This window comes from Endozoicomonas sp. ALB091 (genome assembly GCF_049310265.1).
Lineage (GTDB): Bacteria > Pseudomonadota > Gammaproteobacteria > Pseudomonadales > Endozoicomonadaceae > Endozoicomonas.
This window is the reverse complement of sequence record NZ_JBLYNQ010000003.1, coordinates 320,439-338,397: the sequence shown is the minus strand read 5'-3', so window position 1 is coordinate 338,397 and position 17,959 is coordinate 320,439. Positions and strand designations below refer to the sequence as shown.

The 17,959-nt window shown below is 49.6% G+C and carries 25 protein-coding genes; 23 read left to right on the top strand and 2 right to left on the bottom strand.

Features of this window, described 5'->3' with window-relative positions:
• The first annotated feature begins 66 nt into the window (after positions 1-66).
• From ACO6UX_RS04495 to folC, 9 genes are all read left to right on the top strand, one after another.
• Entirely contained in the window at positions 67-660 is a 594-nt protein-coding gene (locus ACO6UX_RS04495) for a hypothetical protein (protein ID WP_422445242.1), read from the top strand.
• A 351-nt stretch (positions 661-1,011) separates the two neighbouring features.
• Complete coding sequence (locus tag ACO6UX_RS04490) at positions 1,012-1,977, top strand: hypothetical protein (RefSeq protein WP_422445240.1); 966 nt, start codon at positions 1,012-1,014, stop codon at positions 1,975-1,977.
• Between the two features lie 280 nt (positions 1,978-2,257).
• Positions 2,258-2,890 (top strand): hypothetical protein, encoded by a 633-nt coding sequence (locus ACO6UX_RS04485; RefSeq protein ID WP_422445238.1) that lies wholly within the window; start codon positions 2,258-2,260, stop codon positions 2,888-2,890.
• Positions 2,891-3,183: 293 nt separating this feature from the next.
• Positions 3,184-3,987: a tRNA pseudouridine(38-40) synthase TruA gene (truA, locus tag ACO6UX_RS04480; protein ID WP_422445236.1), complete on the top strand. Its 804-nt coding sequence runs from the start codon at positions 3,184-3,186 to the stop codon at positions 3,985-3,987.
• Positions 3,988-4,316: 329 nt separating this feature from the next.
• On the top strand, positions 4,317-5,027 hold the full coding sequence (locus ACO6UX_RS04475; protein WP_422445234.1) for a phosphoribosylanthranilate isomerase: 711 nt from the start codon (positions 4,317-4,319) through the stop codon (positions 5,025-5,027).
• 71 nt (positions 5,028-5,098) lie between these two features.
• Entirely contained in the window at positions 5,099-6,271 is a 1,173-nt protein-coding gene (gene trpB, locus ACO6UX_RS04470; protein WP_422446141.1) for a tryptophan synthase subunit beta, read from the top strand.
• A gap of 24 nt (positions 6,272-6,295) precedes the next feature.
• A complete protein-coding gene (gene trpA / locus ACO6UX_RS04465; protein ID WP_422446139.1) occupies positions 6,296-7,111 on the top strand; it encodes a tryptophan synthase subunit alpha in 816 nt (271 codons plus the stop codon).
• Positions 7,108-8,013, top strand: coding sequence for an acetyl-CoA carboxylase, carboxyltransferase subunit beta (accD, locus tag ACO6UX_RS04460; protein WP_422445232.1), 906 nt, complete (start codon positions 7,108-7,110; stop codon positions 8,011-8,013). The genes trpA and accD overlap by 4 nt, the downstream gene beginning before the upstream one ends.
• Positions 8,014-8,067: 54 nt before the next feature.
• Positions 8,068-9,369: a bifunctional tetrahydrofolate synthase/dihydrofolate synthase gene (gene folC, locus ACO6UX_RS04455; protein WP_422445230.1), complete on the top strand. Its 1,302-nt coding sequence runs from the start codon at positions 8,068-8,070 to the stop codon at positions 9,367-9,369.
• A 317-nt stretch (positions 9,370-9,686) separates the two neighbouring features.
• On the opposite strand, the gene ACO6UX_RS04450 is transcribed toward folC, so the two are convergent.
• Positions 9,687-10,124, bottom strand: coding sequence for a DUF29 domain-containing protein (locus tag ACO6UX_RS04450; protein WP_422445228.1), 438 nt, complete (start codon positions 10,122-10,124; stop codon positions 9,687-9,689).
• Between the two features lie 153 nt (positions 10,125-10,277).
• Between ACO6UX_RS04450 and ACO6UX_RS04445 the strand changes: the two genes are divergently transcribed.
• From ACO6UX_RS04445 to ACO6UX_RS04385, 13 genes are all read left to right on the top strand, one after another.
• Complete coding sequence (locus ACO6UX_RS04445; protein WP_422445226.1) at positions 10,278-10,805, top strand: SPOR domain-containing protein; 528 nt, start codon at positions 10,278-10,280, stop codon at positions 10,803-10,805.
• 426 nt (positions 10,806-11,231) lie between these two features.
• On the top strand, positions 11,232-11,324 hold the full coding sequence (locus ACO6UX_RS04440; protein ID WP_422446137.1) for a nucleotidyltransferase domain-containing protein: 93 nt from the start codon (positions 11,232-11,234) through the stop codon (positions 11,322-11,324).
• Positions 11,321-11,467, top strand: a complete 147-nt coding sequence (locus ACO6UX_RS04435; RefSeq protein WP_422445224.1) for a hypothetical protein — start codon at positions 11,321-11,323, stop codon at positions 11,465-11,467. Before ACO6UX_RS04440 ends, ACO6UX_RS04435 begins: the two co-directional genes overlap by 4 nt.
• A 385-nt stretch (positions 11,468-11,852) precedes the next feature.
• The gene (locus tag ACO6UX_RS04430) at positions 11,853-12,002 is read left to right on the top strand and encodes a hypothetical protein (protein WP_422445222.1); all 150 of its coding nucleotides are present in this window, start codon (positions 11,853-11,855) and stop codon (positions 12,000-12,002) included.
• Complete coding sequence (locus ACO6UX_RS04425; protein ID WP_422445220.1) at positions 11,978-12,181, top strand: hypothetical protein; 204 nt, start codon at positions 11,978-11,980, stop codon at positions 12,179-12,181. Before ACO6UX_RS04430 ends, ACO6UX_RS04425 begins: the two co-directional genes overlap by 25 nt.
• 32 nt (positions 12,182-12,213) lie before the next feature.
• Positions 12,214-12,717 carry a hypothetical protein gene (locus ACO6UX_RS04420; protein WP_422445218.1) on the top strand — a complete coding sequence of 168 codons (504 nt, stop codon included), beginning with the start codon at positions 12,214-12,216 and terminating at the stop codon, positions 12,715-12,717.
• Entirely contained in the window at positions 12,704-13,000 is a 297-nt protein-coding gene (locus tag ACO6UX_RS04415) for a nucleotidyltransferase domain-containing protein (RefSeq protein WP_422445216.1), read from the top strand. Before ACO6UX_RS04420 ends, ACO6UX_RS04415 begins: the two co-directional genes overlap by 14 nt.
• An 87-nt stretch (positions 13,001-13,087) precedes the next feature.
• Positions 13,088-13,369: a nucleotidyltransferase family protein gene (locus tag ACO6UX_RS04410; protein ID WP_422445214.1), complete on the top strand. Its 282-nt coding sequence runs from the start codon at positions 13,088-13,090 to the stop codon at positions 13,367-13,369.
• On the top strand, positions 13,366-13,857 hold the full coding sequence (locus ACO6UX_RS04405; protein ID WP_422445212.1) for a hypothetical protein: 492 nt from the start codon (positions 13,366-13,368) through the stop codon (positions 13,855-13,857). The genes ACO6UX_RS04410 and ACO6UX_RS04405 overlap by 4 nt, the downstream gene beginning before the upstream one ends.
• A gap of 81 nt (positions 13,858-13,938) precedes the next feature.
• Positions 13,939-14,460: a hypothetical protein gene (locus tag ACO6UX_RS04400; RefSeq protein WP_422445210.1), complete on the top strand. Its 522-nt coding sequence runs from the start codon at positions 13,939-13,941 to the stop codon at positions 14,458-14,460.
• A 66-nt stretch (positions 14,461-14,526) separates the two neighbouring features.
• Entirely contained in the window at positions 14,527-14,847 is a 321-nt protein-coding gene (locus tag ACO6UX_RS04395; RefSeq protein ID WP_422445208.1) for a nucleotidyltransferase family protein, read from the top strand.
• Between the two features lie 513 nt (positions 14,848-15,360).
• Positions 15,361-16,314 carry a Wzz/FepE/Etk N-terminal domain-containing protein gene (locus ACO6UX_RS04390; RefSeq protein WP_422445206.1) on the top strand — a complete coding sequence of 318 codons (954 nt, stop codon included), beginning with the start codon at positions 15,361-15,363 and terminating at the stop codon, positions 16,312-16,314.
• The gene (locus ACO6UX_RS04385) at positions 16,314-16,745 is read left to right on the top strand and encodes a hypothetical protein (RefSeq protein ID WP_422445204.1); all 432 of its coding nucleotides are present in this window, start codon (positions 16,314-16,316) and stop codon (positions 16,743-16,745) included. The genes ACO6UX_RS04390 and ACO6UX_RS04385 overlap by 1 nt, the downstream gene beginning before the upstream one ends.
• Positions 16,746-17,048: 303 nt before the next feature.
• Here the strand turns inward: ACO6UX_RS04385 and ACO6UX_RS04380 are convergent, their stop codons facing one another.
• A complete protein-coding gene (locus ACO6UX_RS04380; protein WP_422445202.1) occupies positions 17,049-17,210 on the bottom strand; it encodes a hypothetical protein in 162 nt (53 codons plus the stop codon).
• 152 nt (positions 17,211-17,362) lie between these two features.
• Here ACO6UX_RS04380 and ACO6UX_RS04375 point away from each other — a divergent pair, with 152 nt between their 5' ends.
• Positions 17,363-17,692: a DUF433 domain-containing protein gene (locus tag ACO6UX_RS04375; protein WP_422445200.1), complete on the top strand. Its 330-nt coding sequence runs from the start codon at positions 17,363-17,365 to the stop codon at positions 17,690-17,692.
• Positions 17,693-17,959 lie beyond the last annotated feature (267 nt).

The following is a 17,959-nucleotide window of genomic DNA, read 5'->3' as shown; positions in this document are numbered from 1 at the left end:
GGCTTGAACATCCAAGTGGTTAAATTACGTTAAATACCCATTTTTTAATCAAGGATATGCTCAACAATGAATGTCAACCCAGGTGCTGGCACCAATGCCAATGCCAATGGCGTGAATAACACTTCTGAATTCGCTGATATTGTGGTTACGGGAGTTACCACTCTATCGTTTTTTTTGGGCTATGGTGTCTCTACTTATGCTGGCGACAACTATCTGAATCGCGCCTGTCTTGCTGGCGTTGTTGGCGCCACGGGATACCTGTTAGCTGAAAGTGTCCATCACGGTGTTGCCGCCCTCTGGAACTCAGCTGTGGCTGTACATGATTCCGTAACCACGCTTATGACTAATCTGCCCATTACCCCTTTCAATGAGGAATCTCACATTGTCAAAGCATCAACCTACGCAGGAGCTTACTTAGGCTTGAGGTACAGCCCCTTGCGGCAGCGACCAGCCCGGAACCTTGTCGATCCGTCAGCACCTCCTGATCCTTACATTGACAACACCTTTTACGCTGCCCGGGTTCTGATGGCTGGCACAAGCTCGGCCATGTTAGGTGGGGGTGTTGGATATCTATTGGGGAAAGGGCTGGACCTTACCGCAAAGGCAGCCATTTCCGGTGCCAAAATGGCTGCTGATCGTCTTGGATTGAAACCACTGTGAGCGAGAGCCCTGAGGTTGCCTCGGGTAGCTCAGGGAGAATCCATCAGCATTCAGAGTCTGCTGAAGAAATCCTGCTGAGCCGTTCCGCAGAAATGGTACGGCAAAGATCACCTGACGGAACTGAAACAGAAACTCATTTCCAGGAAGCTGGCCGAGAATAAAAATTTCCATTTTGCAAACACAGCCACGTGTTGCGTACCAACCCCCGTAATGTCTGAACGGCACGGGTGTGGTCGTGAATGTGCCGAAAATTCCCTCATTACCTGCCAGCAGGAACTTTTTGCTGGCTTGGGCATCTACAGGGTTACCTCACGTTAAACGTTAGATTCTTCCATCGATAGCGGCTTAACTATGAATATCGACTCAGGCGCAGGTTCGACGACCAATGTTGTTATTTCTTCCTCTGTAGCGAAGGATGCCCTGACCTTGGCAGGTACCCTGTCAGGGCTTGCTTTCGGCTTTCTTGTAACCCGCCTCCCGAACGACGACAGTTTTCGGAATCGCGCCTTATATATGGGCGCTTGCAGCGTTGCGGGGCACCTCATCGCCAAAACTGCCTATCACAGTTGTGCCGCCTTCTGGCAACGAGCTGTGGAAATTCCTGATACAGTATCCACACATATCAATAACCCTGATGTTACCCCCACCAGTCAGGATTCTCATATTGCCCGGGATAGCGGCTCAACTGTGAATACCAATTCAGGTGCAGGTTCGACAACCGACTTTGTTATTTCTACCTCTGTAATCAAGGATACTTTGTCTGTGGCAGGTACCCTGTCAGGGCTTGCTTTTGGCTCTTTTGTATCTATGTCCTCGGACGACGACAATGTGCTGACTCATCGCGCATATTTGGGCGGTTGTGGCACTGCTGGATACCTTATTGCACAAAATGCCTATCACGGTTGTGCCGCCTTCTGGAAAGGCTCTGAGGTTATTCGTGCTACCGTATCCACGTGTATGAATAACCTTGGTTTTACCCCCTTCAGTCAGGATTCTCATATTGTCCAGGCATTTACCTGCGCAGGAGCGTGGTATGGCCTGTGTTGCAGTAGTGCCCTCGAAGCTCCATTACTGATTCTGTCAGAAGAGGCAATAGAAATTGAAAGACGTGGGCACTGGGGCCGCAATTATGAGCCTCCTCCTTGCTGGCCTCCTCCTGATGTTATGGACCGAATCAAGTCTGGCTCAGGCTCGGTAATGCTCGGTGCCGGTGTCGGATATCTGGTGGGAAAAACGCTGGACTATACGGCAAAAGCCGCCTTTTCCGGTGTCAGAATGGCGGCTGAATGCCTTAGATCGATAGCCACTGGTCGCTGAACAGGTAGACAGCCACCTGTTTGTGCACAAAGCCCTCTAGTTCATGGTTTCAATGAGTTTGATGTGTACCATCTCCGTTCACCCTGAGCGGAGTCGAAGGGTGCTTAGCGCGATCTATCAGAGTCCGGAGTTTCCGCCCTTCGACAGGCTCAGGACGAACGGAGTGCGGAGGCACGACAACCCGTCAAAACCTGCCAGCAGGAACTTTTTCCTGGCTTGAGTATCTACATGGTCGCCTTCCGTAAAACGTCACGTTCTTATATCTGAGAGGGACTTAACAATGGATATCAACTTTGGTACAGGCTCAACGAACAACATTATTGTTCCTGCCTCAGTAATGAAGGATTCTCTGGCTTTGGCTGGTACCATGACAGGGCTGGCTTTTGGCTTTCATACAGCCCGCTTCGCGGTCGATGACAATTTTCTGAATCGCGCCTTATATGCGGGCGCTTATGGCTTTGCGGGAAACCTCATCGGGAAAGGGGTCTATCACGGTTGTACCGCCTTCTGGCATGCTTCTGTGAAAATTCGTGATACCGTATCCACGTATATGAATCACCTTGGTATCACTCCATTCATTCAGCAGGATTCTCATATTGTCCAGGCGTGTACCTACGCAGGGGCGCTCTGTGGTCTGGGTTGCAGTAGTGCCATCACAAGTCCATTAATGCTACTGGGGCCACCAGAAAAACATGCGGCCATACGTGCGAATCATCCTGATGCTTTGAACCGAATCCTGTCTGGCACAGGCTCCGTCGTGGTTGGTGGAGGTGTCGGGTACCTGGTGGGAAAAGCGCTGGACTATACAGCAAAAGCAGCCTTTTCCGGTGCCGGAATGGCTGCAGAACGCCTTGGTTTGACAACCACTGTGGGCGGGAGCCCTGACGAACAGACCAAGAATAATCTCGACTGAGTCAATTGGTGCAACTGAAAGGATTATACAGCAGAGATCACCAGACAGAAGCAAAGGATAAGAGTGCTTCAGCAGCGGGTGGTGAATCTGTTACGATTCCATCCTGTAGAACCGGTTTTGCGACAACCTCGGGACCATGGGAATGAGTCCGGAGAGGTTGTGGCAACGAGGTGTTTATTTATGTATTTCAGAGCTTGGCTGCACTAACCCGGGAACATCTCCTGGTGGTAATCTACCCGCGCACTCCTGCTTAAATTCTGCCTTTGGCTATTTTCTATAGGTGTTTTTCTTTCATGCCCCGTTATGCTGCCAGTGTTCAATACGATGGCTCCCGTTTTTTTGGTTGGCAGGTTCTCAAGACCGGTTTGCCCACTGTGCAGGCTGCTGTAGAAGCTGCGCTGTCAAAAGTGGCAAACCATCCTGTTGCCGTTGTCTGTGCAGGAAGAACCGATGCCCGGGTTCATGGCTGTAACCAGATTATTCATTTTGATACGGATGCCGTTCGTACCGAGCGGGGCTGGGCTTATGGCGCTAATGCCAATTTGCCGGATGACGTGGCCGTAAACTGGGTGAAGCCGGTTTCTGATGATTTTCATGCCCGCTTTTCTGCCCTGTGGCGACGTTATCGTTACGTGATTTATAACCATCCCATTCGGCCAGCACACCTCTCCAAAGGGGTGACCTGGAACTATCGGCCATTGGATGTTGAGCGCATGAAGGCAGCAGCAGGGTGCCTGGTAGGCGAACATGATTTTACCTCTTACCGTGCGATTCAGTGTCAGGCAAAGAACCCGGTCAGAAATGTGACCCGGCTGGATATTTCCCGCCACGGACCACTGATTGTTATTGATGTGCAGGCCAATGCGTTTTTGCATCATATGATTCGTAATTTTGCCGGGGTGTTGATGGCGGTGGGTTGCGGCAAGCGTGAGCCTGGCTGGGCAAAAGAGGTGCTGGATGCCCGGGATCGTGCCCAGGGTGGGGTAACCGCTTCGCCCTGTGGGCTTTATTTTGTCGATGCGGGATACGATAAGGTGTTTGGGTTGCCGGCCAGTGAATCGAACCCGCACTTTATTGCGCCATTAATTCCGCTTTAAATCGGCGGTTTTTCCGGAGCTGGCATACGTTTTCCGTGCAATGGATGGGTTCCTCTCTATTGCTCTGAAAACTCTGTTCGTCCTGTAGCGGAGAACTTACTGAGCTGCAGAACCACGTTCATTCTGAGGCTGTCGAAGGGGGTGGACTGTGAACCAACCGTAAAGACGGTGCCAATCACCCTTCGACTCCGCTCAGGGTGAACGGAGATTGTGCTCATTAAAATCGTTGAAATGATTTGCCAGGTGCAGTAATCACCGAAATGTTCTGATAAGATCATTGATCGCTCAGGGGTTGCCTATTCTTTCGCATTGATCTTCGGATTGACAGTGTGAAAGCACCTTCAAACCCTTACCCTGTGGTTGGCTCTGTGTCCCGGGTAATCTCCCGACACAGGGCGTGGGAAAGAGAACACCGGGAAATGGAAGTATCTCCTCGTATAAAAATCTGCGGAATTACCCGTGTTGATGATGGTTTGATCGCTGCTGATAGCGGGGCGGATGCCATCGGTCTGGTGTTTTACCGGAGAAGCCGTCGCTGTGTTACGGTTGAGCAGGCCGTGGAGATTGTCCGGGCTCTGCCGCCGTTTGTCTCGGTGGTTGGGCTGTTTGTCGATGCCTCCGATGAGCTGATTCAATCGGTTCTGGACGCGGTTCCTCTTTCACTTCTGCAATTTCATGGCAATGAACCGGAAATCCAGTGCGCCCGCTGGGGGGTACGTTATATGAAGGCCTTCCGTGTTCGTCCGGATATTGCCGTGGCCGACATGGTGGCTCCCTATACCAGTGCCTGTGGCTACCTGCTGGACAGTTATAAGCCCGGGGAGGTGGGTGGCACCGGTGAGTCTTTTGACTGGGATTTGATACCCCATGAGCTGAATAAACCGATGGTGCTGGCCGGAGGTCTGAGTCCTGATAATATCGCTCAGGCAGTGAACAGGGTTCGACCCTATGGAGTTGATGTCAGCAGTGGCGTAGAGAGTCAGCCTGGCATTAAGGATCACGATAAAATCAAAGCCTTTATCAAGGCGGCAGGAAGATGATGGTCGATCAAGAAATTTTTGAGTCCCCCGTTCTTTCTTCTGAAGAACACAAGTACGATCAACCGGATTTAATGGGGCATTTTGGCCGTTACGGTGGACGTTTCGTGGCTGAAACCCTGATGGGTGCGCTGGAAGACCTTGACCGCACCTGGCGTGAGCTCTGGCAAGACAAGACCTTTCAGGAAGATTTTGATCGTGACCTGGCTGACTTTGTCGGCCGTCCTTCACCGCTCTATTTTGCTGAGCGATGGACTCGGGCGCTGGGTGGCGCGAAGATCTACCTGAAGCGTGAAGATCTCAATCATACCGGTGCCCACAAAATCAACCATGCGGTTGGTCAGGCGCTACTGGCCAAACATATGGGGAAAACCCGGATTATTGCCGAAACCGGTGCCGGTCAGCACGGTGTCGCCTCGGCGACGGTGGCCGCCCGTCTTGGGTTGGAGTGTGTGGTTTATATGGGGGCCAAGGACGTAAAACGTCAGGCATTGAACGTCTATCGCATGAAACTTTTGGGGGCCACCGTGGTACCGGTAGAAACCGGTTCCCAGACGCTGAAAGACGCGATTAATGAAGCTCTCAGGGATTGGGTAGCACGCCCCGAAGATACCTTCTATCTGCTGGGTACAGTTTGTGGCCCTTCACCCTATCCTGAAATGGTGCGTAATCTGCAGAGTATTATTGGCCGGGAAGCCCGTCGGCAGATTCTGGAAAAAGAAGGCCGCCTGCCGGATGCCCTGGTTGCCTGTGTGGGTGGTGGTTCCAATGCCATGGGGCTGTTCCACGAATTTATCCAGGATAAAGCCGTTAAGTTGTACGGTGTTGAAGCGGCAGGGCACGGTGTTGATACCGATAAGCATGCGGCCCGGATGAGTTCCGGTCGTCCGGGCGTTTTGCAGGGCGCAAGAACCTATCTGATGACCAACGAACATGGCCAGATTATTGAGAGCCACTCTGTGTCGGCCGGATTGGACTACCCGGGGGTTGGACCAGAACACAGTTACCTGAAAGATATCGGCCGTGCACAATACCCGGCGGCAACGGATGAAGAAGCTCTTGCGGCATTTCGCCAGCTGACCCGTCTGGAAGGCATTATGCCAGCGCTGGAAAGCGCCCATGCCCTGGCCTGGGTTGATAAACTGGCACCCACGATGAACCAGGACCAGATCATTATCTGTAATCTGTCTGGTCGTGGTGATAAGGATATTCATACCGTTGCCGCTATTGATGGCCTCGAAGTATAAGGTGGGCACAGCATGAGTCGTGAAATAAACAGAATCAAAGCCCGCTTTGAAACCTTGCAGGGGCGTGAACGTAAAGCACTGATACCCTACATTCTTGCCGGTGACCCTCCGGGCAAGACCGTCGAGGTCATGCACCAGCTGGTGGACCATGGGGCGGATATGATTGAGCTGGGTTTTCCGTTCTCGGACCCGGTGGCGGATGGTCCGGTGATTGCCCAGGCCCATGAGCGGGCGGTATCACACGGTGTTACATTGCATGACGTTTTTGCAATGGTTTCTGAATTCCGGGAAAGGGATAATGACACACCGATTGTCCTGATGGGCTATCTCAATCCGGTAGAGATCATGGGCTACCAGCGGTTTGTTGAGTTGGCCAGTCAGGCGGGTGTTGATGGTGTGCTGATGGTGGATCTGCCACCGGAAGCCGCAGGTGATTTACTGGATATGCTGCATAACCGTGGTATTGATATGATCAACCTGATTACCCCGACCACATCCGATGAACGAATTGCCAAGATCTGCCGGGTTGCCAGTGGTTATCTCTATTATGTATCCCTGAAAGGGGTAACCGGTGCGGCAACCCTGAATACGGCAGAAGTTGAACAGCGGGTCAACCACATCCGGCGTTTTGCTGACGTTCCGGTGTGTGTTGGCTTTGGTATCCGCGATGGTGCCTCGGCTGCCGCCATCGGGCGAATGGCAGACGGTGTTATTGCGGGCAGTGTGCTGGTATCTGAGCTGGCTCAGTATGGCAATGAGGGACAGGCCTCCATTGACCGCGTTGCCAGCCGAATTGCCGAAATGCGCTCAGCTATGGACGATGACAGGACGAATGAATGAGCAACTGGTTAGTCGATAAACTGATTCCATCGTTATCACGCGCTGCTATTGCGCAGAAAAGCAGCAGTGTGCCAGAAGGGCTTTGGCGCAAGTGTGTGAAGTGTGAGGCCTTTCTCTATCGCCCCGAGCTGGATAGAAACCTGGGTGTTTGTCCCAAGTGCCAGCATCATATGCGAATCAGTGCCCGCACGCGACTGGATTACTTTCTTGACAAGGAAGGAAAGGCAGAGCTGTTTGCCGACCTTGAGCCCAATGACCGGCTGAAGTTTCGCGACACTAAAAAGTACCGTGACCGACTGGCAACGGCGCAAAAGCAGACCGGCGAAAAAGATGCCCTGGTGGCCATGCGGGGTACCGTCGAGGACATTCCGGTCGCGGCCGTTGCCTTTGAGTTTTCTTTTATGGGCGGCTCCATGGGGTCGGTGGTCGGGGAAAAGTTTGCCCGTGCTGCCGAGTTATGCCTGGCAGAGAAGATGCCGCTGATCTGTTTTTCAGCCAGTGGCGGTGCCCGAATGCAGGAAGCCCTGTTTTCCCTGATGCAGATGGCGAAAACCAGTGCGGCCCTGGAAAGAATGCGCCAGGCGGGTATTCCTTATATCTCTGTGATGACTGACCCGGTGTACGGCGGTGTTTCTGCCAGTCTGGCCATGCTCGGTGATATCAACATGGCTGAGCCCGGTGCCCTGATTGGTTTTGCCGGTCCCAGGGTGATTGAACAGACCGTCCGGGAAAAGCTGCCGGAAGGCTTCCAGCGCAGTGAATTCCTGCTGGATCACGGTGCTATTGATATGATCGTTTCCCGTTCTGATTTGCGATCCACTATCGCCAGGCTTTGCCGGAAAATGCAGGGCAGGCCGGATGCAGATGTGGAGCTTGCTGATCCTGCAGAAGAAGTTGCCTGATCCCACCTTTTATCTCTCTCATTCCCACGCAGGCCCTGAGGGGCTTGCATGGGAATGCATACGTCTGGAGATGTGACGTTGTCTTCTTTTGAAAAGAAAGAAAAAAGCCTTGCACAGTGGTTAACCTGGATGGAAGAAACTCGTCCGGAGCATGACATCGACTTTGGGCTGGACCGGATTCGGCTGGTGGGTGACCGGCTGGATTTGCTCAAACCCGCGCCGTTCATTATCACCGTGGGGGGCACCAATGGCAAAGGCTCGACGCTGGCCGTTCTTGAAGCTGTTTTGCTGGCTGCCGGTTACAGGGTAGGTCTATTTACATCACCTCATTTTCTCAAGTTTAACGAAAGAATTCGCATTAATGGCGAACAGGTCAGTGATGACTGGCTATGTGATGCTTTTGAGACGATAAATGAAAGTCGAAAAACGACATGGCTAACCTATTTTGAATTTGCCACCCTGGCTGCCGTTGACTGCTTTAAAAGGGCGGAGGTGGATGTGGCATTGATGGAAGTCGGTCTGGGTGGACGACTGGATGCTACCAATGCGATTGACCCGGATGTGTCGGTAATTACTACGGTGGCGCTCGACCATCAGGAATACCTTGGCTTTAGCATTGAAGCGATTGCCAAAGAGAAGTCAGGAATATTTCGTGCCAGTAAACCTGCGATCTTTGGTGATCAGCCCGTGCCGCAGGCAATCACCGACATGGCTGAGCGTCTTGGCAGTCCCCTGTATTGCAGAGGAGAGGCGTTTACCCTGGCAAGATCGGGTAATACGTGGCACTGGTCAGGTAGTGAAAATCAACAGCTGAACAACCTCCCTGTTCCCAATGTCGTGATTGATAATGCCGCGACGGCATTGCAAGCGCTGCAATTTTTGCCAGAGCCTATCGCTATTGAAGCTGTTCGAGAAGGTTTGTCACAGGTATCGGTTACCGGACGGTTCCAGAAGCTGATGATGGAAAATGAATCAGGAGAGTCTATCGATGTGGTGCTGGATGTTGCCCACAATCCTCAGGCAGCAGAAATGCTCAAGCAGCGTCTGGACGAGTCTCCGGCAGAAGGTAAGACACGAGCAGTGATTGCCATGTGTAAAGATAAGGATTATATGGCGGTTGTTGACTGCTTAAGTGGCGATATTGATGAGTGGTACGTTGCTCAGTTTGAGTCTCCAAGGGCGCTGGCTGAACAAGAGCTGGCAAAGAGGCTGGTTGATCGAGGGTATTCAGTTAATCGCTATCAGCAGGTTGCTGAAGCATTGCATCATGCACTTGAACGCTCAACATCTGGAGATAGGGTGCTGGTTACTGGATCATTTATGACGGTATCTGCTGCCTTGACCAACAGCCACTGAGTACACGATTTCAGTGAAATTGATGGACTCCCTCTATCAATGACTTCCAAACTCCGTTCGTCCTGAGCGGAGTCGAAGGGCGTAAACACCATGCCCTGGACAAAGATTGTGCCAATCACCCTTCGACTCCGCTCAGGGTGAACGGAGATTGTACGTCTGAAGTTCATTGAAATGGTGTGCTGAGTTTGCCTTCCACGGTCCCCGACGGAATGCAGCGAACCCCATGGACAATAAAGGTTTCACGAAAGGCACACAATACCGAGTCAAAACAGGCAGCTCCACATTCACCAGGCCCGTTAGGCAGCCCCACAAATTGCTCAAATATCTGGCCAGAATTGTTCATTCATAATTTGTTCATAGGTCCATGGGCATGCGTCTGGAAAATGTTCCTTGCTGATGCCGGTTTCCTTGAAGGCAGAAATCCGTGCCGCCGGATAGGCATCGACCATGGCGTTATTAATCTTTGGCTTTAGCCCAGGGTTCTCTTTCATCAATTTCCGAATGCGGAATCGCTGCTCTTCGATAGACCCCTGCCAGCTACTGCTCCTGTGATCAGGTTGATAAGCCCACTTCAGCAAATGCATCAGCAGAATATCCAGCCGGTGACTCAACTGCCGGTATTCGCTTCTGCCGATGCTTTCAATTTCCTCAAGGATATTGTCCAAATCCAGTTCTCCCAGTCTGCCCTGACGAATAAGTTCTGCCTGTTGCTGTGTCCAGCTGTAAAAATCAGTTTCGTATAATGGTTCAGCCATACTGATAAGTCCCTTCGGTATCGTGCGCTTAATTGTTGTAGGTTTAGTTGGAATTCGCTTAAGATGCAAAGAGTTTCCGGCATTGACCTTTAATTGACTTCCCGCCATCTGTGCAGGGATGAATACTGTTTATCTATCATTACGGAGCGTATCTTGGGCGAGGGACTTAAGCAAAGACTAATAGGTGCTGTGGTATTGCTGGCCTTATTGATCATTCTCGCGCCCGCACTGTTCAGGGGAGGGGAGACTCATCCTCTGGTCACCTCCAGGCCTTCCCCGGCAGCCCCTAAGCTTGAATCCCCCCCAGTGCCTGCATTTGTCGACCAGCTGGATATTCCCCCGGATGTTGTTGAAGTGGTGCCTTCTTCCACTGAAACTGTGCTCGAGCCAGAAAGTGATCGTACTGAAAAAGCCACAGGTGTGGATGAATCAGGACATCTGAAAGCCTGGTCTCTCCAGTTGGCAACCTTTGCGGATAAAAACAATGCCCGAAACCTGGAAAAGCAGCTAAAGACTAAAGGGTATAGTGCTTTTCAGAAGAAAATTTCTACAGAGACAGGCAAGGTTTTTTATCGGGTCTACATAGGGCCGGAAGTAAGGCCGGATGAACTTCAGCAGCTAAAGGTTACCATCAAGAAAGAGTTAGGGCTTGAGGGTATACTGGTTCGTTATGTTCCATAATAGGCTCTCTTACGGTAGACATTCCGCCTACTACCTTCCTCGGGAAGTCAAAGACTGAACCACGAAGGTCACGAAGAGTACGAAGAGATTTTCTTGCCCTTCGTGCTCTTTGTGTCCTTCGTGGTTCCATCTGAAACTCATGGAAAGGGGAGGGGTAAGGAATTGTCCCGAAATAATTTCGGCATTTTGAGTTCGATCTCCGTTCATCCTGAGCTTGTCGAAGGGTGATAGGCACAATACATGAGGCCGGAGTTCCTGAGCTTAATGTCGACCCTGAGAATAGGCTCAAAACTCGAACTTATGGTGACGCTTGAGGTGACAAATTCAGGAAAACTTATGACAATAGATACAATGATTGACCTCAGGGATAAGGATCGCAAGGCAATCTGCACTATTGCTGAACAGATATTTGCCCCGGATACTTAAATCTGGGCTTACGGCAGCCGGGTCAAGGGAACCAATCATGACAACAGTGACCTGGATTTGGCTGTGCACTTTCCCCCGGATCAGGCAAGATGACAGACTATGAGCAGTTGAGCCTGTTTCTCGAAACCCTGCGGGACTCCAATATACCCATTATTGTCCAGGCACTTGCCTGGCAAAGTATTCCCGATAGTTTTCGTGAGGAAATAGATAAAAAACACCAGGTGCTCTGGCGCTGACAGTGAAGGAGCAACCACCGGTAGTTTTGCCTGAAGATGGGCAATCCAAAGATATTCGGTGCCTTGGTCATGAACCTCATAAAAAAATCACGAATAAGTGCTTTTCCGGTCGTGATTACTTCGTGGCTGTCGTGTAGAATCCCCGTTCTTGTAAAGCTACTAAAACAATAAGGCCTTAAACAGGCATTATTACGTTAGGGAGCTACATAAAAATTTTTACGCTGATGCAACTTTTGCTCGAGTAGATTGGTTGTTTTCCGCGCAGCTGTTTCGGCATATGCTTAAGCCGATGGGCGGTAGCGTACTTTTCGGTTGGTTTATAAGATTGAGCAGCTTATAAAACGGCTGCTAACCTTTCTTTCTACTGCTAAGTATTCACCAGTTAGTGCTGAAAAATATAGATGATGGCAATGCAGGTCGCTACCGGCAGCAGAATGTTGTTATTGCTGGTGCAGAACACACCCCCCCGGACCATTACCACCTACCACAGCTGATAAATGATTTGGTTAAATGGTACCATCCGCCCGGCTGTTAATGAACTTTGATTTGATGGGCAGTGGTTATTTACCGGTCATTATCCGCAAAGAAAACCGTCTGGCCTATTATGAGGCGCTGGACAAAGCGCCTACCCGAGAGGACTACGGGGGATTTATGGACATAGTGGCCAGCGCCCAGGAAGAGGCTTTGAATCGTTATATCAGTATTATTGAATAATAATAGTTATAACCGCATCAATGGATTCTGAGATGACCCTGAATACTTCATACCTGAAATTGCTGACGCAGAACTGGTTTCAGGCCTGTCGCACGGCTACCCGGTTGTCTGTTTCTGTCGTCAGGCTGAAGGCAGATTTACCGCTGACAGCGGACGATTTGCAAAACGCAGATGAAGACCTGATGGAAAAGCTGGATGCTTTTCGTGTTCGCTATGGTGATCTTCAGGACTGTCTTGGTGGTAAAGTGTTCCGTACTTTGCTGATGGCTGAGGATGAAGAGCCGGTCAGTATGGCAGATATTCTTAACCGGATAGAAAAACGAGGGATTCTGGACTCTGCTGATCAATGGCGTCAGTGGCGTGAGATCCGAAATGCGTTTGCCCATGACTATCCGGAAGCAGAGGCAGAAAGAGTGAATGCGTTAAACATGGCATGGCAGAATACGCCATTGCTGCTTAAGGTGGCTGAGAATGTCTACCGTTACTGTGAACAGCAAGGAATAGAGCTAACGGAGATAGAGCGTGCGGATATCTGAGGCGATGGCACAGAGTATCGTCGAACTCGCAAGAAAACATGTAGCAGAAAATGCCCGCGTCTGGCTGTTTGGCTCCCGGGCTGATGATACAAAAAAAGGGGGGGATATTGATCTTTATATTGAGGCAGACAATATCGGTAATACCCTGGAACGAAAAATTAACTTCCGGTTGGCATTTGAAGACCGCTGGGGTGAGTTGAAAGTGGATATCCTCATTCATGATACCCGGCATGAAACGCTGGCCATTCATGAAATTGCCAGGCAAGGGGTCAGGCTTGGTTAGTGATTAAAGATTAAACGACATTGACAACAGACCTGGATTGTCTTTTTACAGCGCTTTTCACAGCCTTTCTAAATAGGTTAAGCAATATTGAGACTCACGAACGAAGAGCAAAACGCCATTAGAAAGGTGATATATCAGGCAGACCCTCAGGCGCAAATATGGTTGTTTGGCTCAAGGGCGAATGACCAGGCAAAAGGAGGGGATATTGACCTGCTCATCCTGTCAAAAACACTGGGTTTGAAAGACAGGACGGGCATACGGCTGGCGCTGTACGAGATTATCGGAGAGCAGAAAATTGACCTGGTGATTGCCGCAGACGATACTGATCCATTCACCCGTATCGCGCTGGCAGAGGGAATCCGGCTATGACTAACGAGTCAGGCAAAAAGCAACAGGCAGGGAAAAAAAATACCGACAGAATCCTGTTATTAGAACAGCAGCTGTTGGCCATGGCCCAGATGGAAGCCCTGCTAAAATGGTCTCTGGATCGCTGTCAGGCCATACTACTGACTAATGACCAGATGCCGGAACAGGAAGACTTGGAAAAATTCGAATCACTCACCGCACGATTTGCCCGCTTTAACGATATTCTGTTACAAAAAATATTTCGCCTGATCGACACCATTGACCTGGAAGATGTCGGCACCGTCAGGGACAGAATCAACCGTGCAGAAAAAAAAGGGCTGATTGAGGATGCCCACCGGTTTATCGAAATCCGGGAATTGCGTAACAGCATTGCCCACGAATACCAGCCGGAAGCGCTGAGGGTTATTTTTCCTGAAACGTTGCAGGCTACACCCATTTTGCTGGATATTGCTGATCGGGTACGAAAGTACTGTCTGCGGTATAATTCCTGAAAATTGACCTGGTCATCTACCGACGAGGAAAACCCCGGGAAGCGATTCACCATGAAGCCAGAAATACCGGGATTCAATTGAATGGCAACCGAGCAGGGCAAAGGAATGGGTAGCGAACGACAAATAGCAGACGTTATCGGGCGCACCCTCTGGATTTGTGACCGTCATGCCTTGCGCCTTGAATGGGTGATAGCCGAAGTGAAAAGCCTGTTGCCATTGAGTGCCAAAGCGTTTGAAAACCTTGCCCCGGCTGAAGTGGCGTACATGGATCAATTTGCCACCCGGTTCAGTAAATTACAGGATGCCATGGGCGCAAAACTCTTTCCTCAGGTGCTGGATTTGGTGGGAGAGCAGGGGGCGTTGAACACCTTTATCGACAAGCTCAACCGGCTGGAAAAAAAAATAGGGGCGATTGATAATGCAGCCCAATGGCCTCTATTTCGTGAGATGCGCAACGCTTTTGCCCATGACTACCCGGAAGACAGTGAACTGAATGCCGAGACGTTGAACCGGGCCTTGCCGCTGGTCAGCGAGTTGTTAACGGTCTATCGTAATATTCGGGATTTTGCCTTGCGCTATGGGGCTGTTTTACCTGGGGCTTGATTTAATGGGTGCTTGTATTAAGGATTCGGTTGTCTTATACGAAACCATAAGCGGAGAATCCTGGTTATGAACTGCTCTACCGATCATCCCCCGGAACACCTTCACCTGACACACGATGAACTGTTACTGCTACAGGCATTGCTGAAAAAACATTTGCCAGATATCGAAGTCTGGGCTTATGGCTCAAGAGTTAATGGCAAGGCCCACTTCGCATCAGATCTTGATATGGTTGCTTTTTCCGGCCCGGAACAGGCAATTGCGATAGCTGAACTCAGGGAGGCGCTGGAAGAGAGTAACCTGCCATTTCGGGTCGATCTTTTTGTTTGGGATCAGGTGCCTGAGAAGTTCCGGAAAGTGATTCGGGAAAAGTATGTTGTTGTTCAGTAGTCGTTTGGTTTCAGGCTGAGGATCAATAGCAAAAACGAACCAAACCCTTAGGAATTGTCCTGAAATAATTTCGACATTTTGAACTCGATCTCCGTTCATCCTGAGCTTGTCGAAGGATGACTGGCACAATACATGAGGCCGGAGTTCACGACCTTCGACAGGCTCAGGACGAACGTAGTTTTGAGACCAGGAAATGTGCAAATTATTTCAGGACAATTCCTTAGCAGCCAGTACATGGTTTCAATGAGTTTGAAGGGTTGTCGTTATCATATGCCTCTGGACTCCGTCCGTCCTGAGCCTGTCGAAGGGCGCAAACTCCGGCCCATGATAGATCGTGCCAAACACCCTTCGTCAAGCACTCAATATTTGTCTGAACTCCTCACCGTGTGCGAGCTTTCATGATTTTGCCCGGTATCTGACCCTGACTTTCTTTTTGTTCCTTTTCTTCTGAATGATAAAATTCAAATGACACAATATTCCGAACATAATGCTGTACACGCCATGGACGACGATATGATCTCCCTTTCTGAGATCGCAGCGATCCTGTTCCGAGGTAGACGTTGGGTTATTGGTATTACACTGGCTTCGTTCATCCTTGCCCTGTGCTACCTTTTTGCGGTTAAGCCGGTTTATCAGGCAAGTGCATTGATAAAAATTGAACATAGCCAAAGCAGCCTGATTTTAAATTTGCGGGATACTGAACATGTGGAGGATCTTTCAATCAGCTCAAGTATTGCCATAGAGCAGATGAGGAGTCCTGGCTTTATTCATAGTTTCATTGCAGCAAAGCAATCTCAATCCGATACTCCTGCGCCCAATGTGGCACAAGACGTTCAGGGCCGATTACAGGTTGCTGAAAAAGGTAGAGGCACTGGTATTCTTGAAATTACGCTGAGCGGATCGAATGCTCAGGAAAATATCAAATTATTAAATTCCCTAATTGATTACTATTTTGAACAACGCCATCAAACACTGGTGAGTTCTATTGAAAAATCACTGGCCTTATTGAAAATCAGATTGTTTACAACACAACAAGAGATAGCACAGGCTCAAGAACAGGACGTTTCTGTAAAAAGTGCTCGGTTGAATGAACTGAAATTGGCTCAGAAAGCAATCCAGAACAATATCGATATATTGGAAAACGCCAAAACTATCGCTTTAAATGATCGTCATGTGCTCAGCGATCCGGTGTCCAGCGATGATCCGGTTAGCCCTAAATACACCCTTGTTATCGTATTGGCAGTTATGCTGGGAGGGATGCTGGGAATTGTAGTAGTGTTTGTGCATGAAATGATGCGAAAGGTGCTATGCACTTCACAAGAAGCAGAAAATAAAGCCGGGCTTACTGTATTTGCAGAAGTGGCCAGCGCTGAGGAATTAAAAACGACACCGGGATGTCGGAAGGTTTCAAAGTATTACGTACCAACCTGCTATACCAGTTGGAAAATGCAGCCAATAATCGGGTGATGATTTGCAGTCCGTCCCCGGTTATTGAACAGGAGCATGTCATCATCCAGTTAGCCAGTGAGCTGGCCGAAGCGGGTAAAAAAGTATTACTCCTGGATGCAGACCTTCGCCAGGGTAGAATGTTCATGCATTTTAATACAACCGGAGGGCATGGGCTGTCGGAGAAACTGATCAATAACGACCACTCAGCGATCACAGTCAGTGAAAACCTGGACTTGATTTCCGGTAATAGCTATCCAGATAATCCATCTGAACAGTTAATGAACACCAGGTTTCAAAAACTTCTGGACTGGAGATCCAGTCATTATGACGTCGTATTGATCAGTGTTCCGTCGATTCTTAATGTGACTGATGGGGTAGTGGTTGGCAGCCGGGTGCGCAACCGATTTGATGATTATTCAAGCGGGGCAGACCTCTGTAAAAGATATTGAGGTTGCTAATCGACGCCTGCAGCAGGCAGGAGTAGCCATTAATGGTACCATTTTTGTTAAAGAGCAGGGTTGATGCGGGAAAATCATGGGTTATGCATTTATGAATTGAATTCAGCATCATGAAAGCAGCTTAAGAAACGCTGAAACTGACTGCTAGCGAGCTAACGATAGCCCAACAGCTATTGAAACGTTATTTACCAATCACCGCCGTTTGGGCATATGGCTCAAGAGTAAATGGTAACATTCAACATGCATCTGACCTTGACCTTGATCAGCCCAAAGGCTTATCCACTGGGTGTTTTTCTATCTGGCAAATAATGCGGCTTCTTGCTCCAAATCGGCAATCTCAATAAGGCTATAGCTACCGGATTGATAAGCAAAAATAATAGCCTCACCGCGAGAAGTCACATGATACAGCGCTCCTGCGGTCTGAATTCTTAACGGCCGAGTCTTTCCTGCTTTCATTTTCTATTTATGACGAGTAAAAAGTAGAGCATCAGGTCGGAAATGCACGATGAAAGACCTGACTCTTGAACCTTGGAGTTTGTGGGTTTGATTAAAGACATGCCACTGACTGTCTTGCTAGACTGTGTAAGCACAAGCAAGAGGGCAAAGGCATGGACGAGCAGGATTATTTGCAATACATAGAAACCGATACAGCCAAGCGGTGTGGTAAGCCCTGTATCAAGGGTACAAGAATAACCGTTATCGATATTCTTGAAATGCTGGCTGAGGGGATGAGCACTGATGAAATCCTGAAAGACCACCCCAACCTGCAAGCGGTGCAGATAAAAGCAGCACTGCTTTATGCTGCGAATACCATAACACTGATTCGATTAACAGTCGGTAATGCCAAGCTTGCGGTTGTTGAACGTGTTCTAATAGACAATCAACAGACTATCCATAGTTTCTTGGACGATGAAGGCAAAGGATTATTGGTGCTCTGAAAGTGTTGCCTCTAGGAGGCTGTCCGAGAATAGGCTGCCCTACTGCGGCGACAGCAAATTGGTCTAAAAATCCGCTTTTGTTCGGCAAATAGCCCCGCTATTCACCTCACAAAACCGAATTTTTATCCTCAATTTTCTGCCGTCCTCGCTACGGGCGCTATTCTCGGACAGCCTCCTAGGGAAAAATCATGAAAGCCCCCGAAGTCATTGGGCTCAATAGCTATAAGGATATCCCCTTATAGAGCAAAATATACATCCAGTGTCTTA